This is a genomic window from Chloroflexota bacterium (assembly GCA_026713825.1).
In the GTDB taxonomy this organism is placed as follows: Bacteria; Chloroflexota; Dehalococcoidia; order Lucifugimonadales; family UBA1127; genus UBA1127.
The window spans coordinates 1-26,985 of record JAPONS010000095.1 but is presented as its reverse complement, the minus strand read 5'-3'; the positions used below and the strand labels follow the sequence as shown (position 1 = coordinate 26,985).

Below are 26,985 nucleotides of genomic sequence, written 5' to 3'. Positions count from 1 at the left end.
GTGCGGCGGGTGCGCGGGTGGACAAGGCGGGGGGGGGGGTCGCGGGGGTGGGGGGGGGGGGGGTTCCGGCGGGGGGGGCGGTGGGGGGGGGGGGGGGGGGGGGGGGGGGTGGCGAGCGTCGGGACGGCGGACGGCGGCGCGGAGAGGGCGAGGGGTGACCCAAAGGGCGCGGGCTCGCCGCGGGCGATGGGGGCGTCCTCGGCGGTGCAGGCCGTCGCGAGGGCGAGGCACGCGGCGAGGAGGATGGCGGTGCGGAGTTGCATGGGACTATTGTGGTGGGGGTTGGGGGAAGCGTCCACACCCCTAGGGCAACTATTTCGTACTGCTATTCCACCAAGAGCCGTTCCAAACAGAGTGACACGTCGATGCCCAATTGGCCCAACTCTCCCAAGGCGCGCTGAACGTCGTCATAGACGACCGAGTCGTTGAGGAATGCGACATAGACTTCGGCGTAGAGTTCGTCCCGGTGGTAGAACCATCCATGGCCAAGGGCTTCCTGGGTTACGAAGCTGAACTGTTCGAAGCAGTCGATGACATCGCGCTTGCTAAGCAGCCTCACGGAGTTCCAATTCCTCCGTGAGTTGCACCCTCTTGCGCGTGCTGGACTCCTGTCTCGTTCTCCGGCCACTCTTGATGTCGAATGCGACACCCTGGCGGTGAAGGTACGTCAAGAGACCTGAAACGCCCGCACGCTCATGGCACCGGCGCACGACGTCCGCCAACACTCGCTCGGCTTCCTCCCGCGCCTCTTGTTCGGTCTTGCCGTAGGTGAAGACCGGCATCTTCTCGACGCTGGCGCACCAGTAGTCGTTCCGATCTTCCACCTGCACGACGAATTCAACTTTTAGCTGCAATCGGTCCACTTACTCGCCTCCTAGAATGACCCCTCGCCTCGAACTCAGGCGTACTTCATCCAACTTTAGTTGCATGGCGCAGTCTACCATCCAACAACCATTGTTGCATTTCCCATGAAGTTTCTGCGCTATTGAGGCGTCAGCGCGCTGAGCCTTGGGAATATCAGGCATCCTATTCGGAGACGGCCAGCACCACCACGTCGGCGAGGGGATGATGGGGTCGGGGTAGACCACGCAACGACTGCTCACCTATAACGATTCACCCAGATCTCCTCGCCTTCATAGGTGAACACGCCGCTGGGTTGGAGGCCGACGTTTGCTGCGACTCTTTGGGAGGCGATGTGGTCGGGGTGGATGCTGGCACGTAGCTCTGCGACCTTGAAGTAGTCGAGAGCCCACCTCGCGACGCGTTGAGCGGCTTCAGTTGCGTATCCCTGCCGCTGGAAGGGGGCGCCGATGACCCAGGCCAGCTCGGCGGCATATTCATAGACTGTCGCCTGGATGTACCCCACTGCGATCCCGCTCTGCCGGAGGCGCAGGGTCCAATTCAGCCACAGGTCATCCTGCGAGGGCGAGCGTCGCGATTCCCACACACGGATTCTCGCCTGGACTTCATCGCGATGCGCAGGCGGTGGATCTGTCGAAAACTCGTGGAGGGCCGGATCTCTCAGGAGGGCAAAGAGGTCTGGGGCGTCGCGCTGCACCATTGGCGTGAGGTCCAGTCGGGGCGACTGGAGGGTCCCGCTTCGTTGTCGGGGATCTCGATCACTGCGTACTCTCGCGCTGGCCGTATTAGGCGCCCATGACTGCATTGTGCTGGGCAGCGGGAGTGGGGGCAAGGCGGGGGCTTACGATGGCCGAGTCAGTCGCGGTTGTTCACCCACGCGCCCAATGTTGGCCACGACGAGCCGCGCATCGGGCTCCACGCCCGCTTCCGAATCTCCGTCCAGGTAGTAGATGACCCAGTGAAAGTAGTCCTGGTACATGCGCATCATGACGGGCGGGGCGAGGAACATGGACTTGTTGGGATCCTCAGGGTCGCGGTAGGGGTGCTCGCAGAGCCAGAGGAGGATATCGACTAGGCGGCCTCTAGTCTGGTTGTCCTGAGCGTCCAGAAACCGGCGGGCAGAGGGTGAGAGGAAAAACCGCCGGGTAGCCACTAGTTCAGGCCATACTCGGCCATGATCTCCTCTTGCGAGGTGGTACCCAGCTCTTCAATCTCGCTCCGGTGGGCTTCCCAGTCACCCGGCTCGCCACGTTCCACCGGCGCCGATTGGTCGAATACCAACGGATCGTACTGGTTCGCGTTCCGAAAGGGCTTGGTCTTCTTGCTGAGGGCGGTAATCCTCTTGACCGAGTAGTGGCCATAGAGGTGCAGGATGTCCGAGACTACCATCTCAGCACCAGAATCCAGGCGCCCCATCTGAACGCCATCGGCCAGGCTGAACTCGGTGGTCACACTGTCGTAAATGTTGGGCTTGTGAAGAATTCGCACCATGCCGCGTTCAGCCAAGAGTTCCGCTTCGGCCTTGATGGCATGGCTAAGGGCGTTCGGCCCGTGGTGGTCCCACATATATTGGAAACCGGTCAGGGTCTCGCCGTAGTGTTCGAAGTAGGAATAGTCGATGAGGTAAACCAGCTTCACAAGCTTGGTTGTAGGCATAGGCGTCCTTGAATTGGACAATACCCGCAAGATTACCGTTTGAGCAGTGCTCATAGCCCGTTCCCCATTTCCCGTTCAACAACTGCCGCCCAGGCTGGCTGCATTTGTATCGGAAGGCCCTTGGGGCCATTGTATACCAGCCACGCTATTAGGTGTGCCAATTACAAAGCGGTCCCTACCCGTACACCGCGAGCACGACGGCGTCCGACGGGTTGCCGGCGTCGAAGAAGAGGACGGCGCAGGTGCGGCCGTCGGTGACGGCGGTGGCGGGGATGTTGCGGGCGACCGGGACGTCGGCGAGCCAGGTTGCGAGGCTGCCGGTGATCTGGACGGTGGCGGTGTAGGTTGTCGCGTTGAAGGTTCGGATGGTGGCTTTGTGGATTTCTGTGAGCATGGGTCCTCCTTTGTTGGTGGCGTTATAGGCCGCTCAGGGTGATCTTTTGCTGGTAGCGGGGCGTGCCGGTGCGGCGGTAGTCAAGGTCGAGGGCGGCTACGCGCATTCGCTCGACGGCGGTTGTGTTGGGGGTGTGGATGGCTACGACGTCGTGGATCTCCAGGGCGACGTTGGGCGGGGCGACGAGCTCGCCGGAGAGGGCGTCGCGGCGGGCGCGGGCCAGGAGCGCGGCGGCGTGGGACTCGACTTTGGCCAGGGTGTCCTGGTTGAGGTCGTTGACCTGGCGGAGGCGCTCGCCGAGGAGGGGGATGGCGCGGTGGTCGAGGGCCTCGCCGACGGCCGTCGTGCCGTCGGTGGCACCGCCGAAGACCTGGACGCGGGTGGCGTCGGGGGCGCTGGCGGCCAGGCGGATGTCGTGGACGGGGTGGTAGCTGCCGAAGGCGTAGCCGGCGGCGTCCGTGGGCTGCGGGAGGGTGAGGCGGGCAATGCGGCCTCGGAAGTGGAGGAGGTCCGGGACCATGTCCATGAGGCGGCGGACGGCCGTCGCGCCGGACTCGCCGGGGTGGACGGTGAAGGCGGGCCGGTGCGCGAGCATGGCGTCGCTGGGGTTGGCGGACTGGAGGCCGAGGCCGACGCGCTGGAGGATGAAGCCGAGGATGGAGGCGATCGCGGCCTCGCCGCGGGCCCAGGCGAATTGCCGCCGGGCGCGCCACGCGGCGAGCAGCGTCCAGCCGTCGTCGGCGTGGACGACGAGGGTGGCCTCGCCGCCGCCGTAGCGCCGCTCCCAGCCGGTGACCCAAAAGGCGGGGCCCTCCGAGACCTCTTCGCCCACAGGGGTCAGGTAGCCGGGGCTGACGCGAAGCTCAGTGCCCTCGCGGATGGGGGAGGCGGGGTGGCCGACGGCGTCGTAGCGGCCGTCGTCGTTGCGGAGAGCGAGGGTGATCGTGCCGCCGGGCGACTCTCGCATGGCGAGGGAGAGCACGTCCGCGGAGAGGTCGCGCGGCGAGGCGTCGAGGGCGGCGTGCCAGACGCCGTCGGGCGCGGCGAGCCAGAGGGCGCTAACGTCGCCCGTCATGGCGACGGCGGCGCCCGCGACGGCGATGCCGTGGGGGGCGTCGGCCTCCAGCGGGACAGGGTCGGCCCAGGAGTTGGCGTCGAACGTCGTGGCGGCGAGGGTGTTGAACATGAGGGGGCGTTGGTAGGCACCCGCGCCGGTGTAGCGCTCGACGACGGTGAGGCGGGCGACGTCCGCTAGTCGGAGGAAGGGCGCGGCGAAGGTGACCCCGGAGCCGGCGTCGGCGCGGGTGACCTCGAGGAGGGGCGACCACGCGCCGTCGTAGGAGGCGGTCCACACGCGGTGGCGGCCGGTGGCGTCGGCGCCGGTGACGGCGAGCCGCCACGCGGTGTCGTTGTCGACGGCGAGGCCCGTGACGTCGGCTAGGGCGTAGTCGTGGGCCGCGGGGGCGCTCCAAACACTACCGGTGCGCGTCGTGACGTGGAGGCGGGCGTCGTTGGCGGCGAGGAAGATTGCGGGGGCGCCTGCCGAGCCAAAGCTCGCGGCAAGGCGCTCGACGGTGCCGCTCGCGAGGGTGGCGGCGACGCGGCGCTCGCTCCACGTTGCGCCGGAGTCGGCGCTCTCGCGGACGCAGACGGCGCGGGGGTTAGCGGGGTCGCGGAAGGCGACGAGGACCGTTGCGCCGCGGCTGCAGGCGGCGACGTTGCAGGCCGTCGCGGCGGTGTCGAGGCGCGTCCACGCCGCGAAGTCGCTGGCCGGGCCGGGGTTGGGGACGCGCTGGACGTAGAGGGCGCCGTCGGACTCGGTCAGGCGGACGCGGACGAGGGAGCCGTCGGCGGGCATGGTGGCCGCGTGGTGGAAGGGCTCCTCGTCGCCGTCGTACAGGCGGGCGAAGTGGGGCCGCGCGACGCCGGCGAGGGCGTCGAGGGCCTCGACGCGGACGTGGGGGCGGCCGGACGCTTCGGTTTGCGCGGTGAGCAGAGAGTTCGTGATGGCGCGCATGGCCCTACGCTCCTCGCACGCGGAGCTGGCGCGGCGCGGGGTCGCCCTCGGGGTACATGCGGCGGACGCGGACGCCACGGCGCGACCTGGCGCGGCCGAGGGCGAGTTGGAAGGCCTCGAGGCGCTCGTTGCCCCAGATGCGGTAGCGGCGGGCGGTGTCCTCGCCGCCGAGGTTGACGCGGTTGGCGGCGTAGCTGGCCCACGCGAGGGAGGCGTAGGCGGCGGCGCCCGTCGCGACGGTGTCCTCGAACTGCGCCGGGACCGTTGACGACGTGGCGTCGACGGTGTGGAGCCTGGTGTAGTAGACGCGGAGCTGGTCGCCTGGGGAGGGCGGCGGGTCGACGTGCAGCGACAGGGATGCGCCCCACCGGCTGAAGGGGGCGAAGCAGGGCGGGTGGAGGTTGACGGGGAACTCGACGCCCTCGACCTCGAGGAGGCCACTCAGGGGCGTCAGGGCCACCTCGCGGCTGCCGGCGACGGCGGCGACGGTGGCGACGGACTCGACGGGGGCGGCGCGGCCGAGGTCGTGGACGGCGTGCTGGATGTGGCGGTCGAGTTCGTCGTCGGTCCAGCGCTGGGCGGCGGGGTCGTCGTCGCGGAGGTCTCGGCGCACGAGGGCGCGCATCTGGGCAATGTCCATGTCACATTCCTTTCGGCGGCCGCAGCGCCGGGCCCTCGCGGTGCCGTATCATGGACGGCGGAGGGTGACGCTTTGGCCTTATTTGTCGTCTTTGTTGTTGTGCTGTGGGGCGGGACCATGGGGTTCACCCTGCTCCTCGCCCGTTTCCGGCTGACCGCCGGGACCGCCACGTTCCGGGACCAGGCTATGGTGCGGGGCGCGGCGCTGCTGACCGTGACGCTTGCGATGTGGAGCCTGGCATCGCTGGCGGGGCGCATCGCGGCGATCGAGAACCCGTCGCACCTGGTGCCGTACCTGTGGCTGGTGGCCGCCGTGCCGCTGCTGGGGCCGCCGCTGAAGAGCAACGGCACGACGGTGATCTCGTCCGAGCAGTGGGTCTACGCATCGCTGCTCCTGGCCGCCGCGGGTGGGTTCGTGCTGGCGGCGGTGATTATTGTTCGCGTGTTTTCGGGCGGGGTGGAGCTGCAGTAGGTGCGGCTCCGCGCCCCGGGGGACGCCCCCATCTCAGCCTTCCCCCCGAGGGGGAAGGGGCCCCTCCGCCGCCCCTCTGGATTCCTGCCTGCGCAGGAATGACGGGGAGGGGGCGGGAATGACGCGTGTGCTCCCCCACCACCAAATCCGTTCGCCCTGAGGCTCTCGAAGGGTCCAACGAACGGAGTTGGCGGCTCGAATCCCTGCTAGTCACGCACTCCCGTGAGCTTGGCGAGCTTCAGGTTGTTGAAGCTGGCGATGGCGACGTACCACTTGACGCGGACTCGGGTGGCGTCCTTGGACTCGAGGCTGCCGACGCGCTCTGCGACGAGGCCGCCGGGGCCGGTGAGGCCGGCGACGGCGCCCTCGCCGAACTGGAGGGCGTAGATGGTGGAGGCGTCGGTCGAGGAGCCGGCGCGCTTGTCGTCGTCGATGTGGTCGCTGACGCCGATGGGGACGCCGTCGTAGTAGTCGAGCATCATGCCGAACTCGTTGCGGTCGGAGACGAGCAGGCCGCTGCCGGCGGCGCGGGAGAGGGCGGTGAGCTTGCGGCGGGTGCGGCGCGACATGAGCAGCATGTGCGGCTTGCCGTCGACGACCTTGTCGATGAGCTCGTCCACCTTATCGAGGGTGAGGGTGGCGCCGTTGGCGCCCATGGAGACGACCTGGCCCGAGGTGGTGAGGCGGTCGATGCCGTCGAAGGACTTGGCCTCGGAGGAGACGTCGCCGTTGATGAAGGTGTCCTCGAACTCGGCGCGGACGGCCTTGGCCTTGAGATGGACGACGGCGGCCTCGAGGTCCTGGACGTTGGAGCGGGTCGCGCGGAGGTAGTTGTCCACGTCGGCGTCGCCGCCCAGGATCTTGAGGGTGGCGGTGACCTGGGTGAAGGTGGGGGTGGACTCGGCCCAGGTGTCGCCGACGGTGTAGAAGGCGGCCGAGGGCGCGGCGTTCTCCCGGTTGTAGGTGAGGCCGTTGCCGACGACCTCTATGAAGGGCAGGACCTGCAGGACGGGGCTTTCCTTGACGATGGTCTCTATGACGCCGGTCAGGAGCATGTCATTTGAGAGCTTTGCGCCCTCCGCCAGTGTGAGTGCCATGGTGACTCCTCTCCTCTGGGCCTCTCGGCGAGTCGCGCCGGGGCCGGTGTGTGATGGAGGGGAGTTTGGAACGTGCGTTCTGTTGAGGGCAAGGAGGATGTGGCAGGGTTTTGTGTTTTGACATGCGATATACTTGACTCAGGCAACTAATTTCGGGAGACCACCGTGGTTCAAGTGAACATTTCAGAGGCGAAGGCGCAGCTCTCACGACTGCTGGCGCTGGTTGAGGCCGGCGAGGAAGTGGTCATCGCGCGCAACGGCGTGCCGGTGGCGCGGTTGGTGGCGATCCCAAAGAAGCGAACGCCGCAACCTGGGCGATTGAAGGGCCTCGTGAAGTTGGACGACAGCTTCTTTGACCCGCTGCCGGAGGAAGAGCTGGCACGGTGGGAGGGGTAGTTTGGAGCGCTACGGCGGGCTTTACAAGCTCCCTGATGACTTGGGTGAGCCTATCCTTACTAGAAGGGAGAATCGTCGATGCTATTCAGAATGAGTGAAACAATACTTTCAAGTAACATTAAAGATCTTCTCCCGGTAGGCGCAAAATCCCCGGTAGAACGGATCGTGGCCATCATTACTCGTAAGATTTCCCTTGCATTGTCATCGTTACCGGCAGAAATATACCTATATGCCTCTATACCAAGGGCATACAGCCACGGTGCGCTTTCCTGAAACACACTGCTAGCCATTAACAGCTTGTATGGCGGCGGGAGGTCAACAATCAAACGTTCAAGCCCGCGGGTAGGGACCAATGGGGCCCTTGATCGTGGAGGTTGAGCAAAAGCAGAGATTTCTTCGACCTTCCTATAAACGTTTTCACTCAGTGCCTGAAGCTCTCTCCTGCCTCCGCCTTCGCTCAGTTCAGGTAATGACTCAGCAAGATTTGAGATTTCTGCCCGCATCTCTGCCACATTCGACAAGATCTCAGCAAGTGAGCGCTCCTGCGGAACCTCACTTTGTCGCAGCCTCTGTAGGTCTACTGCGGTGGATATGGGTGTATCCAAATCTTGCGTGCCCGATTCAAGTGATTGAATCTGCTTTCTTATAGTGCCAATGGCTTCTGCGGCGCTTGCCAGATTGGTGTGATCAACAAAAATCGTTCGCGTTCCCGCCACATCAAACGGGATGCGGTCTCCCTCTCGCACGAGTTGGATGAAGGGCTTCCGAATCAAATGGCGAATCGCCAATTCATAGAAAACGTTGGGGTTTCTCTCAGTAAGGTCAGCGACAACTAAATCGGAATCTAAAACTTGTTGAATCACTTGGCTCGTGATGATACCTGGATCGTCGATTTCATCGGCACGAAATGCCTCGTATCCAAGAGGTTCTACGGCGGGGCGAATAATGTGCTCTAGGACCAGATCAGACCTTTCCCTAATCTCCGAACCTGTATCACCAATGGGAGCAATAACAAAACACGTCTTTTTCTCTTCGCTAGCCAATTAGTTCCAACCTCCTAGTCCGCAGCCAAAGCGGAATCAGTACTTCTTGCACTCAAGAGTCCCGCCATTGTCTTCAGCAGCCACACCTCTTTTTGTCCAATTGCGGCGCGGCCCTTGGCTTCTTGGGATTAGGGTACACCTGTCTAATCGTAGCGGCATGGTTGCTGGGAGTGCTAGGCAAGACTTCCCGCCGAAGGATGAACTTTAAACGGGACATCCCCTACCCAGCCTTGGCGCTTAGGCATTGGAAGAGGCGGTCTATTTGTTGTTTGGCTACTGTGCCCATCATGCGTTGGCCTACTCTGGCGAGGATGCCGGTTACGTTGACGTCGCCGTCGAAGGTTAGGGTTGTGGTGGTGGCGTCGTCGGGGGTGAGGGCTACGCTGCCCTCGCCCTTCATGTCGGTGCGGATGCCGGCGCCCTGGACGACCATGCGGTAGGAGTTGGGGGCGTCGACGTCGCGGACCTCGAGGGTGCCCTTGTAGGCGCCGGAGACGATGCCGACGCGGAAGCCGACCTCGAAGGCGTAGGTGTCGGGGGCGACGGCGGAGAAGCTCTGGACGCCGGGGAGGCAGGCGCCGATGACCTCGGGGTCCATGAGGGCGGCCCAGAGGGTGTCGCGCGCGATGGGGAAGGTGTAGCTGCCGTTGAGTTTCATGGCTTGACTATAGCAGGGGCGGGGCTGTGGGGCGAGGGGCGGTTGAGCCCCGATTCGGGCTGTCGCGGGTACCCTTGAACGTGCCTCATGCGAACGGCGCATAGATACCATTGACATTCACGCATGCTCTGCATACCCTTGCCGAGCCGAGCCCTATGCGCAAAACACCCGGGGTGTCTCGGGAGGAGGTGCATCGTGAGTGTTCCTGTGGAGATCACCATCAATGGGCGGGTTTTCAGCGGGGAGGTGGAGCCCCGTCAGCTTCTGGTCCATTTCATCCGCGAGAACGCGGGGCTGACGGGGACGAAGGTGGGGTGCGACACCAGCCAGTGCGGCACCTGCACGGTGCAGCTGGACGGGCAGATCGCGAAGTCGTGCACGGTGCTTGCCGTGCAGGCGTCGGGGTCGACGGTCAACACCATCGAGGGCCTCTCCAACGGCGTGGACCTGCACCCGCTGCAGGAGGCCTTCTGGAACAAGCACGGCCTGCAGTGCGGATTCTGCACGCCGGGCATGATCATGGCCTCAGAGGAGCTGCTGCGGAACAATCCCTCGCCCTCGCGGGAGGAGATCCGGCATGCGCTGGAGGGCAACATCTGCCGCTGCACGGGGTACCAGAACATCGTGAGCGCAGTGGAAGAGGCCGCCGGCGCCATGGGAGGGAGCTAAGCCATGACGACGCGATCTTTCGGATCCGGCATTCGGCGCCGTGAGGACCCGCGCCTGATCACGGGCCGCGCGCCCTACACGGACGACATCAAGCTGCCGGGGATGGTCCACGCGGCGATCCTCCGCAGCCCGCACGCCCACGCGAACATCAAGAGCATCGACACCAGCGCCGCGGCGTCGCAGCCGGGCGTGGTGGCGGTCTACACCGGCGCGGACACGGACGGCGTGCTCGCCGGCATGCCCTGCGCGTGGCTGATCCCGGGCTCCGACCTGAAGACGCCGGAGCACCCGGCCATCGCCAAGGACCGCGTCCGCTACGTCGGCGACGCGGTGGCCGTCGTGGTGGCGGGAACGCGCTACGAGGCGGAGGACGCGCTGGAGCACATCGAGGTCGAGTACGAGACGCTGGGCGTGGTCATCAACCCCAAGGCGGCGGCCCAGCCGGGCGCGGCACAGCTCCACGACGACGTCGAGAACAACATCGCCTTCACATGGGCGGTGGCCGGCGGCGACGCGGACGCGGCCTTCGCGGCGGCGGACGTGACGGTCAGCGACACCATCACGCTGCCGAGGCTGATCGCGAACCCGATGGAGCCGCGGTCGGCCGTCGCGTCATACATGGCGGCGATGGGCGAGCTGACGCTGTGGAGCACGTCGCAGAACCCGCACATCGCGCGGTTCCTGACCTCGGTGGTGACGGGCGTGCCGGAGCACAAGATACGGGTCATCGCGCCCGAGGTGGGCGGCGGCTTCGGCAGCAAGATCCCCTACTACCCGGACGAGGCCATCACGGCCTTCTGTGCGATGAAGCTGGGCGTGCCGGTCAAGTGGACAGAGACGCGCAGCGAGAACTACCTTGCGACGACGCAGGGCCGCGACCACGTTGAAGAGGTGGAGATGGCGGCCACGTCCGACGGCACGATCACGGGCCTGCGCACGACGGTGTACGCGGGCATGGGCGCCTACCTCTCGACGGCGGCGCCCGGCGTGCCGACGATTCTGCACGGCCTGATGTACTCGGGCGCGTACAACATCCCGAACATCTCCGGGACGATCTACGGCGTGTTCAACAACGGCACGCCGGTGGACGCGTACCGCGGCGCCGGACGGCCCGAGGCCACGACACTCATCGAGCGGCTGGTGGACCTGACGGCGGCCGCGCTGGACATGGACCCGGCGGAGTTCCGGCGCAAGAACCTGATCCCCAAGTTCGAGAACGGCCACGACGTCGCCACGGGCATCATCTACGACAGCGGCGACTACGAGCTGACGCTGAACACCTGCCTGGCCAACGCGGACTACGATGGCCTGCGGGCGGTACAGGCGGCGGCCCGCGCCGAGGGCCGGCTGGTCGGCATCGGCATGGCGACGTGGGTTGAGATCTGCGGCCTGGGCCCGTCACAGGTGGCGGGCGCGGTCGGATTCCAGGGCGGCCTGTGGGAGAGCGCCATCGTGCGGTTCCACCCCACGGGCAAGGTCAACGTCATGGTCGGCTCCTCGCCGCACGGACAGGGTGAGGAGACCACCTTCGCGCAGATCGTCTCGGAAGAGCTGGGCGTGCCGGTGGAGGACGTGGAGATCATCCACGGCGACACGGACAACACGCCGATGGGCTGGGGCACGTACGGCAGCCGGACGACGGTGGTGTCCGGCGGAGCCATCGCGTTTGCCTCGCGGAAGATCAAGGAGAAGTCCAAGGAGCTGGCCGCGCACCTGCTGGAGGCCGCCGTCGAGGACATCGAGTACGACGACGGGCGGTTCTTCGTTCGCGGGTCGGACGACCAGGCCAAGACGATCCAGGACATCGCGCTGATGGCCAACGTGGCGTGGAATATGCCTGAGGGCATGGAGCCGGGGCTGGAGGCGAGCGCCTTCTACGACCCGCCGAACTTCACCTACCCCTTCGGCACGCACCTGGCGGTCGTCGAGGTGAACGCGGAGACGGGACACATCGACCTGCAGAACTACTGGGCGGTTGACGACTGCGGCGTGCAGATCAACCCGATGATTGTCGAGGGACAGGTGCACGGCGGCGTGGTGCAGGGCGTGGGCCCGGCGCTGTGGGAAGGCGTCGTCTATGACGACAACGGCCAGCCGCTGACGGGCACCATGCAGGACTACGCCCTCCCGAGGGCCGACCTGCTGCCCGACATCAACGTCGCATCCACGACGACGCCGTCGCCGCACCACCCGCTGGGGCTGAAGGGCGTCGGCGAGGCGGGGACGATCGCGGCGACGCCGACGGTGTACAACGCCGTCATGGACGCGCTGCGGCCGCTCGGGGTCAACCGGGTGGACATGCCGCTGACGCCAGAGAAGGTCTGGCGCGCCATCAACGACGCGAAGAATGGAGGCTAACCATGTTTCCATCACAGTTCACATACCATCGGGTAGCCTCCGTCGCAGAGGCGGTGGAGCTGCTGAACGGGATTGAGGGCGCGAAGCTGCTGGCGGGCGGGCACAGCCTGCTGCCGATGATGAAGCTGCGCGTGGCCTCACCGCCGACGCTGGTGGACATCGGCCAGGTCGCCGAGCTGAAGGGCGTGAGCGCGGACGGCGACGGCGTGCGCATCGGCGCGCTGACGACGCACGCGGAGATCGCGGGGGCGGCGCTGGGGCAGGAGCGGGCGCCGGTGCTGGCGGAGGCGGCGAGCAGGGTCGGCGACCCGGCCGTGCGCAACCGCGGCACCATCGGCGGGAACGTCGCGCACGGCGACCCGCAGTCGGACCTGCCGACGGTGCTGACGGCCCTCGGCGCGACGATCAACGCCGCCGGCCAGAACGGTGAGCGGAGCGTCGCCGCCGCCGACTTCTTCACGGGCCTGCTGGAGAACGCGCTGGACGACGGCGAGATCGTCACCAGCGTGTCGGTGCCCGGCGTGGCGTCGGGCGCGGGCACGGCCTACGTCAAGTTCTCGCACCCGGCGTCGCGGTACTCGGTCGTCGGCGCCGCGGCCATCGTGAGCGTGGCGAACGGGGTATGCTCGTCCGCCAGCGTGGTGGTAGGGGGTGTCGAATCGACGCCGACGCGGGCTGCGTCGGTCGAGGCGGCGCTGGCCGGGTCGGGCGTCGGCGCGGACGCGCTGGCGGCGGCCGCATCGGCGGTGTCGGGCGACTTCCAGGGCGACGCCATGGGCGACGTCTACGCCTCATCGGAGTACCGGCAGGCGATGGCGGGCGTCTACGTGCGGCGGGCCCTGGAGGCCGCGGTGGCGCGCGCGGGGTAGCCTGCGCAGACTCGTTACGTGCACAATGAGGGGGCGGCCGGTGAGCCGCCCCCTTTCTGCCCTTCCACAGACTACGCCTGGAGGACCCTGACAGTGGAGCAAACGACCGTGCCCGACACTCCCATGTCCGTCGACGCGCTGCAGGAGGCGCTGCGGGGCGAGATGTACGTCGCCGACCGCGGGCTGGCGATGTCGGTGTACCTGGCGCTGCAGCTTGGGCGGCCGCTCTTCCTCGAGGGCGAGGCGGGCGTCGGAAAGACGGAAGTCGCGCGGGCGCTCTCGTCGGCGCTGAACGCGCGGCTCATCCGGCTGCAGTGCTACGAGGGGCTCGACGTCAGCCAGGCCGTGTACGAGTGGAACTACTCGCGGCAACTGCTGCACCTTCGCCTGCTGGAGGCCTCGGGCGATGTCGACCGGCAGGCGGCCGAGCGGGAGCTGTTCAGCGAGGAGTTCCTGATCAAGCGGCCGCTGCTGCAGTCGCTGGAGGGCGGCGACCGCAAGGTGCTGCTCATCGACGAGCTGGACCGCGCGGACGAGGAGTTCGAGGGGTACCTGCTGGAGATGCTCTCGGACTTCCAGATCACGGTGCCGGAGGTCGGGACGTACACGGCGGAGACGCGGCCGGTGGTCGTCATCACGTCGAACCGGACGCGGGAGATCCACGACGCGCTGAAACGGCGGTGCCTCTACTACTGGATCGACTACCCGGACCTGGACAAGGAGACGCAGATCGTCCGGAGCAAGGCGCCGGGGGCGTCGCAGCGGCTGGCGGGGCAGGTGACGGCCTTCGTGCAGGAGCTGCGGGGCGCGGAACTGTACAAGGTGCCGGGCGTCGCCGAGACGCTGGACTGGACGGCCGCGCTGGTGAGCCTGAACACGGAGGCGCTCACGCCGGAGGTCATCGACGAGACGCTGGGCGTCATGCTGAAGTACCGGGAGGACGTGCAGAACGTCCGCGGCGAACAGACCCGCGCGCTGCTGGCGCGAGCCCAGAACCGCGGCGCGGGTCGCGGCGGCAGGCGTGGCTAGCGCCGTCGAAGGGCAGATGCTGCCGAACCTGCTGCTCTTCGGGCGGCTGCTGCGTCGGCTGGGGCTCGACGTCCACGCGGGCCGGATGCTCGACGCCGTGAGTGTGCTCGAGGACATCGGGCTGCAGCGGCGGGGCGACGTGCACGCGGCGCTGCGCACGCTGCTGGTGCACCGCCGCGAGGACCTTCCCGTCTTCGACGAGGCCTTCTCCGTCTTCTGGCGTCAGCGCAAGGACCAGACCTTCACGATGGACCTGCGCTCCATGGGCGAGCAGCGCCGCTACCGCTACGTCGAGGCGGGGCCGCCGCCGCTCGGGCAGCCCTCGGACGCCGTGGGCGCCGGGGTCGACGAGGCGGAGGAGGGCGGCGACCGCATCGACATCACTCGCACCTACAGCGCCCGCGAGGTGCTGCAGTCCAAGGACTTCTCAGAGTTCTCGCCCTCGGAGGTGGCGCAGGCGCGGCTGTTCATGGCGTCGATGGCGTGGGACCCGGGGACGCGTCGGTCGCGGCGGCTGGTGCGCGGCGACGGCCACGCGCTCGACCTGCGGCGGACGCTGCGGGACAACGCGCAGTACGGCGGCGAGCTGCTGAAGCTGCGGCACCGCCGGCGCAAGGAGAAGCCGCGCAAGCTGGTGGTCATCTGCGACGTCAGCGGCTCCATGGAGCGCTACACGCGGATGCTGCTGCACTTCATCCACAGCCTGTACGGCGGGCTGAACGGGCAGGTGGAAGCCTTCCTCTTCGCCACTCGGCTGACGCGGGTCACCAAGCAGCTCCAGCACCGGGACATCGACCAGGCGGTGGGCGACGTCGCCAAGGCGGTGCCGGACTGGTCGGGCGGCACGCGCATTGGGGCGGCGCTCAAGGAGTTCAACTTCACGTGGGCGCGCCGGACGCTGGGGTGGGGGTCCATCGTGCTCGTCGTGTCCGACGGCTGGGACCGGGGCGAGCCGGAGCTGCTGGGGCGCGAGATGGAGCGGCTGCAACGGAGCGCTCGGCGGCTCATCTGGCTGAGCCCGCTGGCCGGCGGCGCCCACTACGAGCCGCTGACGCAGGGCCTCCGCGCCGCGACGCCCTACATCGACGACCTGCTGCCGGTGCACAACCTGGCGGCGCTGATGGACCTCGCGCGGCACCTGAACGCGCTCTCGTCGGGCACGCCGGAGCGCCGGCAGCGGCCGACGGCCGTCGAGGCGGACGCGAGCGAGCCGGAGGCGGCGGCGCCGGGGCAGCGCTCGTGGCACCGCGACGCGAATCCGACGTTCCGGCACCCGCTGTGGGGGCGGGGGGAGTAGGGGCCGTTCGCAGCATCGATGCATCGCCCTTTTGCCGCCCCTCCAACGCGGTCACGTGCGTCATGGTATGATGAAGCAAACGTGAAAATCATACGAGGTCAGCCATGCGGATATCCGAACGCGGGCAAATCACGATCCCCAAGCGGTTCAGGGACCGCTTCGGCATGAACAAGGACGTGGAAGTCGAGATTACGGCGACCGAGCACGGCCTGTTCATCCAGAAGCGGTCGGCATCCACGCATCCAGTGGAGCGGGTGAGCGGGATCCTGAGCGGGGTTGGCGACGTTGACCAGTACATCGAAGATATCCGGGGACGATGATTACGTCGGTTGATACCAACGTGCTGCTGGATGTCTTTGTGTCCGGGGCGCGGCACCATGCTCGCTCGCAGGAGTGGCTCACCAAGGCCTACGACAGCAGGGCGATTCTGGTTTGCGACGTGGTCTACGCGGAGCTCGTTCCAGCGTTTCGCAACCGCTCCTTATTGGATGGAGCGCTGCGGGAGATCAATGCGGCGGTTTCTCCGATTGACACGGCCATTGCGTATGAGGCGGGAGTGCGTTTGTCACGATACCGGCAGGCGGGCGGGCCGAGGGAACGCATCCTTGCAGACTTTCTGATTGGCGCCCATGCCTTTGCCAAGGCTGAGGCCTTTCTGACGCGGGACCGCGGCTTCTACGGCACCTACTTCCCCGAACTGCGGGCGCAGCAATGAGCCGCCCGCTGACCGCTGTGGGGGCGCGGGGAGGGGTAGCTCTTCCGTCGGAATCCGAAGCGTCAGGCTGCACCAGCGGTCACACGTTTGCTCTGCCGTGCTGGAGGGACAATTGCCCTACCCAAGCGCGAGAAAGGCCCCACCCTCATCGCTTTCGAAAGCAAGCAGGCTACTGTGTTGCTCTCGTAGAATCCCCTCAATCTCTGCGGTGGAACAATTGCCTATCTGAATCCAAACGACCTTGGGCGGGTAGCCAAGGGTGAAGCTTAGTTGCCGAAAGTCAGAGTCCTTGGAAACGATTACAAGGTCGTGTTCCTGGGCGTACTGCCAGACCTCAGCATCGCCGGAAGAGGATAGACTGACGTCTCGGACGTGAAGGGACTCCGGGTAGAGATCCTGTAGCAGCTCGGTCAGTCGATGAGAGAGGTTCTCGTCGAACAACAACCTCATTGTGGCGGAAGAGACATCAGCCGACGCTCGCGGTCCGCGGCAAAGGCCAGGCAAGCGCGGATGTCCTCGCGGTGGAGGTCAGGGAAGTCAGCGAGTATCTCGTCCTCGGACATTCCGGAAGCAAGGTACTCCAGCACGTCATAGACAGTGATGCGCAATCCGCGAATGCACGGCTTGCCGCCCCGCTTGTCGGGTTCGATGGTGATTATTTTCGAGTAGTCAGGCGCCACTGTTCACCCCTGTGGGCTTGTGCGGCAATTCTACCACACGGGCCACGCCGCCCCGTCAAGCACGCATCCCGCCACGCCGGGGCAACGCTCGTGGCACCGGGACGCCAACCCAACGTTCCGGCACCCGCTGTGGGGGCGCGGGGAGGGGTGACGGGGGGCTAGAGGGGGAAGAGGCCGAGGAGTTCATCGCGACTAAAATGGACTTCCGGGTCAAGGGAAACATCGTCAACAAGCTGATCAAAGAGTTCCTGCTTGTGCTCCAGCACTTCATCAATGCGCTGCTCAATAGTGTCGGCGCAAGAGTATTTGATGACGTTGACCTTCACCGTCTGGCCGATGCGGTGGGTCCGGTCTTCCGCCTGTCGCTCCACGGCGGGGTTCCACCATCGGTCCAAATGGAAGACATAGGAAGCTTCCTGCAGGTTCAATCCCACACCACCGGCACGCAGCGAGAGCACCAACGCTTTGTGCTCATCGTTGGACTTGAACCTGTCGATGATGGCGTCCCGTTCCTGCTGAGACATATTGCCGGTAAGCGACAGTGGGTTGAACTCACCTAAGTAGTTGACGGCAGCGCGGACTCCCGAAGGGCCGTTGACGTATTGGGAGAATACCAGCGCTTTGTGTCCCTGTACCGCCAACTGCTCCAACCGATCTTTAATGTCCTCCAATTTGCTTGATGCGCCGGTCTCCGGATCGGCATTGCAGATCTGCTTCAGCGTGGTTATGAGGGCGAACACGTGCTGGACAGTGACGTCTTTCCCCAGTTCACGCAGGTAGACGATGCCTTCCTGCTCCGCCCGTTGGTAGCTGGCCCGTTGTTCACGGGTAAGCTCTATCGTCAATTTCTGTTCTTGCTTGGGAGGCAGGTCAGTCAGCACATCGGCCTTCTTCCGCCGAAGTTGCAATTGGCGGTGTCGCGCCTGCAATGCCGCACCGGGCTGGTAGTGGCCCACATCATAGTCGACAAACTCAACGATGGAGGCCAGTTCTTCCTCGTTGTTCTCAATGGGCGTACCCGTCAGCGCCCAAGAGCGGACCCGTTGCAAGCCCTTCAATGCACCGCTGGTGTCGTTGCGGTTCTTGATGCGCTGAGCCTCGTCAGCGACCACAACGTCCCAACGTCGCTGACGAACTGGCGCGTGAGTGTTGTTGAGGGCGTCGGAACGCAGGGTCTCATAGCTCACCAACATCACGTCCACTTTGGCACGCCATTGCCACGACCGATCACTCGTGGAGCCGTGCACGATGATAGCGGACAGTTCCGGCGCCCACTTGTTCAACTCCCGCCGCCACTGCCCAAGCAAGCTGGCCGGGGCCACTACCAGAACTGCCCCCGCTTGCCCGCGGGCTTTTAGAATTCGCAAGGCGGCAATGGCTTGCAGCGTTTTACCGAGGCCCATGTCGTCGGCCAGCAGCAGGCGGTCGCTGGCCAGTAGTGCTTGCACGCCTTCTACTTGGAAAGGCATAAGCTTCCCGACCCAGTCCAGGTGAACATCAGGGGCAGGGTCTGGAGCGTGAGGACGCAGCGCAAGTGCGCGCCAGAGTCGCTGCGCCAGCGTGAGCGAGGACGAAGCTCCATCCCCGCCTTCATCCGAGTCAGCCGGGGGTTCCCCAGGCTCCGGCGGCGCAGGCAGAATGACGACAGTGGTGAGACCGGGCAGAAGCGCCATGGCACGAACTGTGGCATCGGCGCTGGCTTCGTTGATGGCCTTCTCGGCCCGCTGGAACGGTTCATATGGGTCGCTCTGCGACAACACTTGCTTCAGCACACGGTCAGCGGACGTGTCGTCGTCCGGGGGGGCGGGGACCCACGACAGCTTTGCGCCGGCATCGGCGATGGCCAGGCTGTCAATAGAGCAGACGGGCAGCGACTTGGAAGTGGCAACGTCGAGCATGCTTGGCGACGACACTTCGTCCATAAGGCAGAAGGCGACGACCGGGGAGCGTTGGGCAGCCTGGAGGAGCGTGGAGACCAGGGCGCGGTAGGGAGAGACAGCGGCATCCGGGGCATCTTCATCAGACGGGCGCGGCGGCCCTACGCGGGTGAAGCAGTACGACAGTGGCTCGCCGAGCGCAGTGGTCTCAAAGAGGGCGCCCCAAACGCCGCCATCGTCCTCATGGACAAACCGCAGCCACGCCGCCGCGTCTCCGCTGGCTACTTTCTTGATATCGTGAAAAGAGGGCAACGACTCTCCGTCCCCTGACCCGGATCTGCGGCAGTTAGCAGTCATCTCCGGCGTTGTCTTTGGATTCCGTTTCCAGGTCGTGGTCTTCCGTATAGGAAGAGCGAAAGTCGTCGCCGACGATGTCTGGCCGCGAATTCGGATAGACGCGTATCAGATCCCACTCGTTAATAGCGGATCGTACCTTGAAGCGCATACGCCCCTGATATCCAGCGCCGCCACTCTTGGCCAGCAACGGCGGCGCATTCCAGTCGTAGGCGATGCTGTAGATGCGCCGCAACTCGTCCATGGTACTCTGGACGTGGGAATCGGGGGGCGGGCTGAGCGGTATCCCGCCCCGCTCCAGTAGCCGCATTCCGGCTTCCGCTAGGGGGACGATATCCTCATGACGGGCTTGTAGCCTTGGCCCGACGTTGTCGCGGTCCCGCTTCTGACCTGAGGGGTCGATGACGGTAGTGGCAAAGTCTGCGGTCACAGTGCCCACCACGATGAGGCCGGGATACTTTTGAGTGACGGCCTGCCCCATCCACCGGGCCAGTTCGGCGTAGGACCGACCCCGTTGCAGAAGGGAGTAGGAGCCGACGAGCTCAATCTCGTCCAGCAGGACCACCCATCCTTTGTATCCGGCGGCCTTGATGAGTTCCGTGGTGAAACGCAGCCGTTGCGGAGGCAGCTCAGCAACCCTGGGAGCACGGAAGGAGTAACTTTGCAACTGCCTTATCTGCCTCAACCCGCCCTTCACACGCGAGACCAATATCGGATCGCCGCCCCAAAATCGTTCGACCTCGCTGTCCAACTGCAGGTCACGTGAATCCGAATGCACACGCAGACTGGCCGGAAAAATCTGGCTGAGCCCGTTTGCAGGTGTGTCATGCGCCCAAACATATAAAGCGTCGTAAGCTTCCGATCGTGGGGCGAGTGCTTGGCCCAATTCCTCTATCAGTCGCCCCTTGCGGTCCGGCATGCGGCCGTTGTCCACTGCCGACTTGAACACCTTGCTCAAGTCGTACAAGGGTGTCTCCTTGCTGATAACCACCTTGCTGCACACGAAGCCCCGCTCCAACGCCAAGTGCTCCAAGTAAGTCAACAGGTGGGACTTCCCCGTGCCGAAGTCGCCGGAGACCAACATCCCAAGTGCATTATCGGGCATGTTAGTGGTATCTTGGGCTGTGTTTAGGAGACGGGTAAATTCGGATTCCGCCTCTGGTTGGTTACAGCCCAAGAGACGCACGGCTTCCCTGTTGGGGACGCCGTTGCGTAGCGCTTCTAAGGCTGATCGGTAGGCGAGGACTGTGTTACCCCCAGTACGCTGCGTCATGCCGTTATCCCCCTATACCAACCGTACTAGAGACGCGACTGGGTTGACTAGGTTTCTGTCTCGAACGTCGTCCATAATTCGGGTTTGCAGGGCTGGATACGCACCATAGCCTTTACTGGTTCGTTCTTCATTGAGGAACTCCGTTCCAGTTGAGACTACCAGCAACGTAGCGGTGAGATGGTCGGCGCTGTCCACGAACTCCCGCAGGAGTTCATAGTGTTCCATGGCCATGGCCCGTGTGTAATATCGCTGGCGGTCCCTTGGGTTGGGGGAGAGGGTGACGCGGGAATTGTCCAACAGGATAACGGTTCCGGCGTACCCCACATCCCGTACCCAGTGAAGCGCAGACTCAATGAAGTATCTGGCAGTGGATCGGTTGATCCCTGTATAGATGGAAAATGGACGCACATTGCCGATACGGGTGTTGGCGCCGGTCAGCCAATCCAGTAGTGGTTGGCCAGTGTATTCTGTCCTGTCAGATACGTCCTCCCCCAAACAGAGTTGAAACATGCCAACCCGAAAATCTCTAGCCATCTCCACGCTTTTAAATACGGTGTCCTGTATCCCCTGCTCAATTCCAATGCGGAACGGCTGAGCATCTAGGTTATTGGCATGGGCAATCCGTTGATAGATGTTGGCCGTCAGCCCAGGGGCAATACCCTCAACCTGATAGCCCCGCGCAGCAGCCAACTCCAAGATGCGACGGCGGGCTAATAGCCGCCAGTCAATTTGCCGGGCCAGACCAAAGAAGATGTCCTGAGGCATGTGGACACGTGTCTCGATCGCGTCCAGCTTCACGAACAAGTAATCCAACTCCATGCACCTGTCCTGCAACGCCGAAGCCAAGTCGGATCTCCGAGCATCCGGGGTTACAACGAACTTCACGGCTGTGCCGCCGTCTTGGATGAACGTTGTCAGGTATTCCTGATTCAGGTAGCGCAGCCAATTCTGGAGAGGAATGGTGTCTGGCATCAGCGCTCCTCCGTAAACCAGATGCCGTAGTACTGGACGTCCCGGCCGTCCGGCCCCACAAAGGTGAATAACCCCCTTGGAGTTCTCCCACCGTCGGTGAAAGAGACCGTAGCCCCTGCCTTGGTCATCTTGACGCCGCTGGCGTCTAAGTCATAGAGCGCCCGGGCAAAGTCGGTGCGTTCGTACTCTCTACCGCTCCCCGGCAGGTAGGTGAGCCGCCGGTAAATCACCTCCAGCGGCACCACCCGGCCGCTGTCGCGAAGCATCCGGTCAGGGGATTCGTCGCCCACCATGTCCTTGTAGACGGTGTAGAGGGCTTCAAGAAAGGCGGTGGACTGGTGCCGGATGGGCTTCTTCTGGTTGGCGAGCAGAAGCCCCACGAGGTGAGAGGGCCGAATCGTGGACGTCTGTTTCTTGTCGATCCTGACCGCCCGGTCCCCGGCCAGGACGCGCACCATAGACGGGTGGGCTACCAAGCGTCCGTCTCGCTCATGCACCGTTAGTCCTTGCGCTTGGGCGACCGCTTGAAGCTCCCCGGCGTATTGCGTCTTAAGGTACTGATCTTCCGCTTCGCTGGAAAAGGGCCAAGCCCCAATGGCATTGGCAGCAGCTTGGCGTAGAGTTCTCAACTCAACATCGACTCGCTCTTGCGCTCGCTTCATGGCGGCGATATTTCCCTCCTTGGCCGCCTTCTGCAGTGCCTTGATCTGTCTCACCAGCCCATTGGCGGCCTGTAGCGTTGAGTCCGCTCCTTGCTCCACATCACTAAACGCACCTTCAAACGTTTCCATGTTCACCTCTCAGAGTCATAGCCTACACTATACACTCCCCCCTACTCCTCCTCCACGCGCCGCACCCAGAGGAAGTTGGTGGGCGTGCGGGCGGCGAAGGGGGCGGAGCCTACTAGGACTATCTGGTCGCCGGGGCGGACGAGGCCGTGGGCGAGGAGGGCGGCGTCGACGATTTCGGCGTTGCTGACGGTGATCTGCGGCAGGCCCGCCACCACGGGGAGCACGCCCCACCAGAGGTTCATCTGCCGGGCAACCTCCGGGCTGGACGTCAGGGCGACGACGGGCGCGGCGGGCCGGTGACGGCTCACCCGGTGCGCGGTGACGCCGGAGCTCGTCAGCACGACGATGGCCTTGGCGTTGAGGTCGCCGGCCATGCGGCAGGCGGCGCGGGCGATAGCCTGCGCCTCGGGGCGGCGCTCGCGGAAGTCGCCGGGGTCGTCGAGGGACGCGGTGGCCTGGGCGCGCTCTATGATGCGGGCCATGACGGCGGCGGCCTCGACGGGGTGCGCGCCAATGGCGGTCTCGCCGCTGAGCATGACGGCGTCGGCGCCCTCCCAGACGGCGTTGGCGACGTCGGACGCCTCGGCGCGGGTGGGGCGCGGCTCGTTGATCATGGACTCGAGCATCTGGGTGGCGACAATGGCGAGCTTGCCCCGGACCCGCGCGCGCTGCAGCATGACGCGCTGCCAGACGGGGACCTCCTCGGCCGAGAGCTCGACGCCCATGTCGCCGCGGGCGACCATGACGCCGTCGAAGGCGCGCAGGATGCCGTCGAGGTTGGCGAGGGCGGTGGCGCGCTCGACCTTGGCGATGAGGGGCGTCGAAAGGCGGCGGCGCTTCACCATGTCGCGCAGGGGCTTGGCGTCGTCGCCGCTGCTCACGAAGCTCATGGCGACCCAGTCGACGCCGATGTCGAGGCCGAACGCCAGGTCCTCGCGGTCCTTCTCCGTGAAGGTGGTGATGTCCAGTTGGACGCCGGGGAGGTTGATGCCCTGAAACTCCCCCAGAAGGCCGCCCTTGGTCATGCGGCAACGGATGTCCTGGCCCTCGACGGCGAGCACCTCGGCCTCCAGGCGGCCATCGTCGAGGAGGACGCGGTCGCCGGGCGCCAGGAAGCGGTGGATGTCCGGGTAGGTGCTGCTGATGCGTCCGGCCTCGCCCTCCACGGCGTCGCGGGTGATGAGGAGCTCCGCGCCCAGGCGGAGTTCCAGCGGCCCGCCGCCCTTGAGCGGCCCGGTGCGGATGCGCGGCCCCTGCAGGTCCTGCAGGACGGCGACGTGCACCCCCAGGCGTTCCGACGTTTCCCGCACCAGCCGCACGAGGCGGGCGTGGCCGTCATACGAACCGTGGGAGAAGTTGAGGCGCACGGTGTCGACGCCGGCGCGCAGCAGCGCCTCGACGCGCTCGGGCGCCGAGGTGGCCGGGCCGAGGGTGGCGATGATCTTGGTCGCGCGCATGGGGGTGGGGCGCCTCCGGCTTGGGGTGGTACGGTTAGAGACTACGCGACCCTCACTGGCGTGTCGACTGATTTTCCCAAATGTCGCCTGTGAGCGGGTCCAGGGCCTTCGCCACCTCCAGGATCCGTGCGAGATTGGCGGAGGAGTAGTCAGTGGCCTCATACCGCTGTATCTGCTGCTCCTTCAGCCCGACTCGCTGTGCAAGGTCCCTCTGGCTTAGACCCCGTGCGATGCGGGCCTTGATGAGGACGGCGGGCAGATGGGCAATGAAGTCAAGTTCAGGCAATTGGAAGTCGCCGGACCTGAGCAGCTCATATTCGCGCAACTCGTGCTCCAGGTCTGTCAGCTGGCTTTCAATAGCCTCTATTTGCGCCTTTGCGATGAGCGGGTGAGTTCCTGAAGGGATTGCCGCGCGTTGCCGCAGACTGCCCAGCGTCTTTGAGAACCGCTTTGCCTGCGCATTCGTGATCCGATATTGCCTTTCGTTCTTGATCATCGCAACCCTCCCAAGGCGATGGCGACAATCCCCTTTGCTCGCCCCGTCTCTCTGTCCCTTTGGAAGAATTGAAAAATCGACAGGCCGTCCGGGTCGGCAGCGATCGTAGCGGGAAACAATTCTCCCAAATACTTGGCCTTTTGGGTTGCCCCCCTGGATCGAATGTGAAAAGGGCGGGATCCAGAGCATGTGGGTCCACCCGGTTCTCTTCCCAGCAGGCATCGTAGTCGTTCGGCAACTCTCTCGCGGTCACAAAGCTGCCATCGACATAGACAACAGCGCAGCCCGCCGCCCTCAGGTCCTCCAACGCTGCCCTCAACCCTTCCAACAATCTCCGCCTCGTCGCGTTGTGCCCAAACCTCTGGGTTATTTCGTTCCAATCTGCCCAGTGACCCCCCGGCCGTAACCATCAAATTCAGGATGACTACACAATGTTATTGTTGTGTTGCTGAACTGTCAACGCTGACCTTTCCACACCAGAATGATCATGACTTCGGAAAAGGATATTCCCGTCTCCATCAATTGTCCCCCGCATAGCCCCGCATTCCCCTGCGCCCCCCTTCACCCCCGCCGTGCCGTGCGCTATCCTGTGTGTATGCCGCCTCTTCTGGAAGCACACTCCCTGACGAAGCACTACGGCCGCACCGTGGCCCTCGACGGCGTGTCGTTTGAGGTGAACGAGGGCGTGACGGGGCTGCTTGGTCCCAACGGGGCGGGGAAGAGCACGGCAATGAAGCTCTTCCTCGGACTCATCGAGCCGACGTCCGGCACCGCCATGATCCTGGGGCAGGAGCCGTACCGGTCGCCGGACGGCCGCTCGCGCATCGGGTACATGCCGGAGAACGAGTGCCTTCCCGGCGACATGACGGCCACCGAGTTCCTCATGCTCATGGCGCAACTCAGCGGCCTTCCCCCCTCTCAGGCCCGCACGCGCACCGCCGACGTGCTCCGCCACGTCGGGCTGGACGAGGAGCGCTACCGGCCCATGCACGAGTATTCGACCGGCATGAAGCAACGGGTGAAACTGGCGCAGGCCGTCGTGCACGACCCGGTGCTGGTGCTGCTGGACGAGCCCACGGCGGGTCTCGACCCGGACGGGCGGCAGGAAATGCTGCGGCTCATCGACCGGACGGCGCGCAACTTCGGCATCAGCGTCATGCTCTCCACCCACCTGATGGGCGACGTGGAGCGCATCGCCGACAGCGTGCTGGTGCTGGAGTCGGGGCTGCTGTCGCAGGAGGGGGCCGTCGCGAGCCTGACGCAGGAGACGGAGACGCTGCTCATCGAGGTGGCGGACCGGCACGAGGAGTTCGCGGCCATCCTGGCCGAGCGGGGCGTCGAGGCCAACGTCGACGGCGCGCTGGTCGTCATCGAGCACGCGAAGGAAGAGGACTACGACATCGTCCGCGACGCGGCCGTCGACGCCGGCGCGCGGCTGCGCCGACTTGCGCCCGCGCGCCGCACGCTCACCGACATCTTCCGGGGCGGCAGCGCATGAACCAGCCGGGCGCCGAGGTATTCGACCTTGGCTATCAGCGCTACACCGGCCCTCGGCAGGGCCGCAACCGGGCCCGCTGGTCCCTCTTTGTCAACGGCGTCCGCACGCTGCTGGGCATAGGGCGCGGCGGCAAGTCCAAGATCCTGCCCGTCCTCTTCTTCATCTCCGCAATGACGCCCGCGGTGGTCTTCGTCGTCCTCCTCGCCTTCATCGGCGACCTGGTGGAGGCCGCGGAGGCGGGCGACTTCATCCCCGGCCCCGCCGACTACTACGGCATTGTGGCGGTGGTGCTGGTGCTCTTCGGGGCGATCATGGCCCCTGAGCTGCTGGGGCCGGACCGGCGCGACAACGTCCTGCCGCTGTACCTGGTGCGGCCGATGACCACGCTGGACTACCTCGGCATGCGGCTGGCGGCGCTGGCGACGATCGTGCTCGTGCTGGTCTACTCCGGGCAGGCGCTCCTGATGGCGGGCCTCATGCTGACGGCGGACGTGCCGCTGGACTACCTTCGCGACAACTGGGAGGACATCCCGCGCATCCTGCTGATGGGGGCGGTCATCACGCTCTTCATCTCGCTGGCGACGCTGGCGGTGTCGGCGTACGTCACCCGGCGGGCCTTTGCCGCGGCGGTCATCATCGTCATCTACATCATGGTCAGCACCGTGATCAGCGGCCTCACCTTCGCGGAGAACTGCGTCGACACTGAGGCCGGTTTCGGCGACGACTTCCGCCTGAACGCGGAGGACTGCGATTACATCATCGGCGACGTTGCCCCGTACGTGGCGCTGCTGAACCTGAGCGAGGCCACGGATGGCATCAACGCCCTCGTCTTCGACCTGCCGGCGCAGTCGCCGTCGACCATCGCTCTGGAGGAGCTGCCGGACTGGGCGCCCATCGGCATGTACCTGTTCTGGACGGCGCTGCCGGCCGCGGCGCTCTGGAACCGCTACCGGAGGTTACGCCTATGACCACGGGAACCGGCGCAACTATCGAGGTGCAGGCCATCTCCAAGTGGTACGGCAACGTGGTGGCCGTCAACGACGTCTCCTTTGAGGTCTACCCGGGCGTCACGGGCATCCTGGGGCCCAACGGCGCGGGCAAGACGACGCTGCTCAGCATGATGTGCGGCCTGCTGCGGCCCTCGCAGGGGGGTGTGCGCGTCCTGGGCGAGGAGGTCATCGGCAACGTCGGCCTGTACAGCCGCGTCGGCCTCATGCTGGAGCACGACGCCCTGTACCCGTTCATGACGGGCCGCGGCTTCGTGCAGCTCGCCGCGAAGCTGCAGGGCGTCACCGACCCGGAGGCCGTGGACTGGGCTATCTCGACGGTGAACCTGCTGGACGCGGCGGACCGGGCGACCGGCACGTACTCACGCGGCATGCGGCAGCGCATCCGGCTCGCGGCGACCATCGTGCAC

General features: G+C 65.4%; 31 protein-coding genes. 12 read left to right on the top strand and 19 right to left on the bottom strand.

The genetic code is table 11. From position 1 onward, the window contains the following. Positions 1 to 325: 325 nt before the first annotated feature. The 8 genes from OXC99_11700 to OXC99_11665 form a co-directional block, all read right to left on the bottom strand. The gene (locus tag OXC99_11700) at positions 326 to 559 is read right to left on the bottom strand and encodes a hypothetical protein (protein MCY4625647.1); all 234 of its coding nucleotides are present in this window, start codon (positions 557 to 559) and stop codon (positions 326 to 328) included. Further along, positions 546 to 863: a hypothetical protein gene (locus OXC99_11695; protein ID MCY4625646.1), complete on the bottom strand. Its 318-nt coding sequence runs from the start codon at positions 861 to 863 to the stop codon at positions 546 to 548. The genes OXC99_11700 and OXC99_11695 overlap by 14 nt, the downstream gene beginning before the upstream one ends. A 236-nt stretch (positions 864 to 1,099) precedes the next feature. Then, positions 1,100 to 1,666: a GNAT family N-acetyltransferase gene (locus OXC99_11690; GenBank protein MCY4625645.1), complete on the bottom strand. Its 567-nt coding sequence runs from the start codon at positions 1,664 to 1,666 to the stop codon at positions 1,100 to 1,102. Between the two features lie 36 nt (positions 1,667 to 1,702). After that, on the bottom strand, positions 1,703 to 2,014 hold the full coding sequence (locus OXC99_11685; protein MCY4625644.1) for a hypothetical protein: 312 nt from the start codon (positions 2,012 to 2,014) through the stop codon (positions 1,703 to 1,705). Then, the gene (locus OXC99_11680) at positions 2,014 to 2,517 is read right to left on the bottom strand and encodes a DUF4065 domain-containing protein (protein MCY4625643.1); all 504 of its coding nucleotides are present in this window, start codon (positions 2,515 to 2,517) and stop codon (positions 2,014 to 2,016) included. Before OXC99_11680 ends, OXC99_11685 begins: the two co-directional genes overlap by 1 nt. 175 nt (positions 2,518 to 2,692) lie before the next feature. Next, on the bottom strand, positions 2,693 to 2,911 hold the full coding sequence (locus OXC99_11675) for a hypothetical protein (GenBank protein ID MCY4625642.1): 219 nt from the start codon (positions 2,909 to 2,911) through the stop codon (positions 2,693 to 2,695). Between the two features lie 22 nt (positions 2,912 to 2,933). Continuing rightward, positions 2,934 to 4,928: a hypothetical protein gene (locus tag OXC99_11670; protein ID MCY4625641.1), complete on the bottom strand. Its 1,995-nt coding sequence runs from the start codon at positions 4,926 to 4,928 to the stop codon at positions 2,934 to 2,936. A 4-nt stretch (positions 4,929 to 4,932) separates the two neighbouring features. Beyond that, complete coding sequence (locus OXC99_11665; GenBank protein MCY4625640.1) at positions 4,933 to 5,568, bottom strand: hypothetical protein; 636 nt, start codon at positions 5,566 to 5,568, stop codon at positions 4,933 to 4,935. A 72-nt stretch (positions 5,569 to 5,640) separates the two neighbouring features. Between OXC99_11665 and OXC99_11660 the strand changes: the two genes are divergently transcribed. Next, positions 5,641 to 6,039: a hypothetical protein gene (locus OXC99_11660; GenBank protein MCY4625639.1), complete on the top strand. Its 399-nt coding sequence runs from the start codon at positions 5,641 to 5,643 to the stop codon at positions 6,037 to 6,039. Between the two features lie 206 nt (positions 6,040 to 6,245). On the opposite strand, the gene OXC99_11655 is transcribed toward OXC99_11660, so the two are convergent. After that, complete coding sequence (locus tag OXC99_11655; GenBank protein MCY4625638.1) at positions 6,246 to 7,136, bottom strand: phage major capsid protein; 891 nt, start codon at positions 7,134 to 7,136, stop codon at positions 6,246 to 6,248. Positions 7,137 to 7,301: 165 nt separating this feature from the next. Here OXC99_11655 and OXC99_11650 point away from each other — a divergent pair, with 165 nt between their 5' ends. Beyond that, on the top strand, positions 7,302 to 7,532 hold the full coding sequence (locus OXC99_11650) for a type II toxin-antitoxin system prevent-host-death family antitoxin (protein MCY4625637.1): 231 nt from the start codon (positions 7,302 to 7,304) through the stop codon (positions 7,530 to 7,532). A 59-nt stretch (positions 7,533 to 7,591) separates the two neighbouring features. Here OXC99_11650 and OXC99_11645 read toward each other — a convergent pair whose 3' ends face one another. Together OXC99_11645 and OXC99_11640 are read right to left on the bottom strand one after the other, a co-directional pair. Further along, positions 7,592 to 8,575: a hypothetical protein gene (locus OXC99_11645; GenBank protein ID MCY4625636.1), complete on the bottom strand. Its 984-nt coding sequence runs from the start codon at positions 8,573 to 8,575 to the stop codon at positions 7,592 to 7,594. Positions 8,576 to 8,795: 220 nt separating this feature from the next. After that, the gene (locus OXC99_11640; GenBank protein MCY4625635.1) at positions 8,796 to 9,233 is read right to left on the bottom strand and encodes a carbon monoxide dehydrogenase subunit G; all 438 of its coding nucleotides are present in this window, start codon (positions 9,231 to 9,233) and stop codon (positions 8,796 to 8,798) included. A gap of 192 nt (positions 9,234 to 9,425) precedes the next feature. On the opposite strand from OXC99_11640, the gene OXC99_11635 reads away from it, so the two are divergent. From OXC99_11635 to OXC99_11605, 7 genes are all read left to right on the top strand, one after another. Next, positions 9,426 to 9,902 carry a (2Fe-2S)-binding protein gene (locus tag OXC99_11635; GenBank protein ID MCY4625634.1) on the top strand — a complete coding sequence of 159 codons (477 nt, stop codon included), beginning with the start codon at positions 9,426 to 9,428 and terminating at the stop codon, positions 9,900 to 9,902. Positions 9,903 to 9,905: 3 nt separating this feature from the next. Next, positions 9,906 to 12,260, top strand: a complete 2,355-nt coding sequence (locus OXC99_11630) for a molybdopterin-dependent oxidoreductase (protein MCY4625633.1) — start codon at positions 9,906 to 9,908, stop codon at positions 12,258 to 12,260. Positions 12,261 to 12,262: 2 nt separating this feature from the next. Continuing rightward, on the top strand, positions 12,263 to 13,129 hold the full coding sequence (locus tag OXC99_11625; protein ID MCY4625632.1) for a xanthine dehydrogenase family protein subunit M: 867 nt from the start codon (positions 12,263 to 12,265) through the stop codon (positions 13,127 to 13,129). A gap of 123 nt (positions 13,130 to 13,252) precedes the next feature. Continuing rightward, positions 13,253 to 14,158 (top strand): MoxR family ATPase, encoded by a 906-nt coding sequence (locus OXC99_11620; GenBank protein ID MCY4625631.1) that lies wholly within the window; start codon positions 13,253 to 13,255, stop codon positions 14,156 to 14,158. Continuing rightward, positions 14,151 to 15,455 (top strand): VWA domain-containing protein, encoded by a 1,305-nt coding sequence (locus tag OXC99_11615; protein MCY4625630.1) that lies wholly within the window; start codon positions 14,151 to 14,153, stop codon positions 15,453 to 15,455. The genes OXC99_11620 and OXC99_11615 overlap by 8 nt, the downstream gene beginning before the upstream one ends. A 104-nt stretch (positions 15,456 to 15,559) precedes the next feature. Continuing rightward, on the top strand, positions 15,560 to 15,775 hold the full coding sequence (locus tag OXC99_11610) for an AbrB/MazE/SpoVT family DNA-binding domain-containing protein (protein ID MCY4625629.1): 216 nt from the start codon (positions 15,560 to 15,562) through the stop codon (positions 15,773 to 15,775). Continuing rightward, positions 15,772 to 16,170, top strand: coding sequence for a PIN domain-containing protein (locus tag OXC99_11605; GenBank protein ID MCY4625628.1), 399 nt, complete (start codon positions 15,772 to 15,774; stop codon positions 16,168 to 16,170). Before OXC99_11610 ends, OXC99_11605 begins: the two co-directional genes overlap by 4 nt. A gap of 117 nt (positions 16,171 to 16,287) precedes the next feature. On the opposite strand, the gene OXC99_11600 is transcribed toward OXC99_11605, so the two are convergent. The 8 genes from OXC99_11600 to OXC99_11565 form a co-directional block, all read right to left on the bottom strand. Beyond that, positions 16,288 to 16,620 carry a DUF5615 family PIN-like protein gene (locus OXC99_11600; protein MCY4625627.1) on the bottom strand — a complete coding sequence of 111 codons (333 nt, stop codon included), beginning with the start codon at positions 16,618 to 16,620 and terminating at the stop codon, positions 16,288 to 16,290. Then, on the bottom strand, positions 16,617 to 16,850 hold the full coding sequence (locus OXC99_11595; GenBank protein ID MCY4625626.1) for a DUF433 domain-containing protein: 234 nt from the start codon (positions 16,848 to 16,850) through the stop codon (positions 16,617 to 16,619). The genes OXC99_11600 and OXC99_11595 overlap by 4 nt, the downstream gene beginning before the upstream one ends. Before the next feature lie 158 nt (positions 16,851 to 17,008). Beyond that, complete coding sequence (locus tag OXC99_11590) at positions 17,009 to 19,039, bottom strand: DEAD/DEAH box helicase (GenBank protein ID MCY4625625.1); 2,031 nt, start codon at positions 19,037 to 19,039, stop codon at positions 17,009 to 17,011. 34 nt (positions 19,040 to 19,073) lie between these two features. Beyond that, positions 19,074 to 20,186, bottom strand: a complete 1,113-nt coding sequence (locus OXC99_11585) for a DUF2791 family P-loop domain-containing protein (protein MCY4625624.1) — start codon at positions 20,184 to 20,186, stop codon at positions 19,074 to 19,076. A 180-nt stretch (positions 20,187 to 20,366) separates the two neighbouring features. Next, complete coding sequence (locus OXC99_11580) at positions 20,367 to 21,326, bottom strand: DUF2791 family P-loop domain-containing protein (GenBank protein MCY4625623.1); 960 nt, start codon at positions 21,324 to 21,326, stop codon at positions 20,367 to 20,369. After that, positions 21,326 to 22,117 carry a hypothetical protein gene (locus OXC99_11575; GenBank protein ID MCY4625622.1) on the bottom strand — a complete coding sequence of 264 codons (792 nt, stop codon included), beginning with the start codon at positions 22,115 to 22,117 and terminating at the stop codon, positions 21,326 to 21,328. The genes OXC99_11580 and OXC99_11575 overlap by 1 nt, the downstream gene beginning before the upstream one ends. Positions 22,118 to 22,158: 41 nt before the next feature. Next, positions 22,159 to 23,574, bottom strand: a complete 1,416-nt coding sequence (pyk, locus tag OXC99_11570) for a pyruvate kinase (protein MCY4625621.1) — start codon at positions 23,572 to 23,574, stop codon at positions 22,159 to 22,161. 52 nt (positions 23,575 to 23,626) lie between these two features. Next, positions 23,627 to 24,070: a helix-turn-helix transcriptional regulator gene (locus OXC99_11565; GenBank protein ID MCY4625620.1), complete on the bottom strand. Its 444-nt coding sequence runs from the start codon at positions 24,068 to 24,070 to the stop codon at positions 23,627 to 23,629. Positions 24,071 to 24,665: 595 nt separating this feature from the next. Between OXC99_11565 and OXC99_11560 the strand changes: the two genes are divergently transcribed. The 3 genes from OXC99_11560 to OXC99_11550 all read left to right on the top strand — a co-directional run. After that, complete coding sequence (locus OXC99_11560; protein ID MCY4625619.1) at positions 24,666 to 25,568, top strand: ABC transporter ATP-binding protein; 903 nt, start codon at positions 24,666 to 24,668, stop codon at positions 25,566 to 25,568. Beyond that, on the top strand, positions 25,565 to 26,536 hold the full coding sequence (locus tag OXC99_11555; protein MCY4625618.1) for a hypothetical protein: 972 nt from the start codon (positions 25,565 to 25,567) through the stop codon (positions 26,534 to 26,536). Before OXC99_11560 ends, OXC99_11555 begins: the two co-directional genes overlap by 4 nt. Continuing rightward, a partial coding sequence (locus tag OXC99_11550; GenBank protein ID MCY4625617.1) for an ABC transporter ATP-binding protein occupies positions 26,533 to 26,985 on the top strand: 453 nt, incomplete at its 3' end. The genes OXC99_11555 and OXC99_11550, both read left to right, overlap by 4 nt.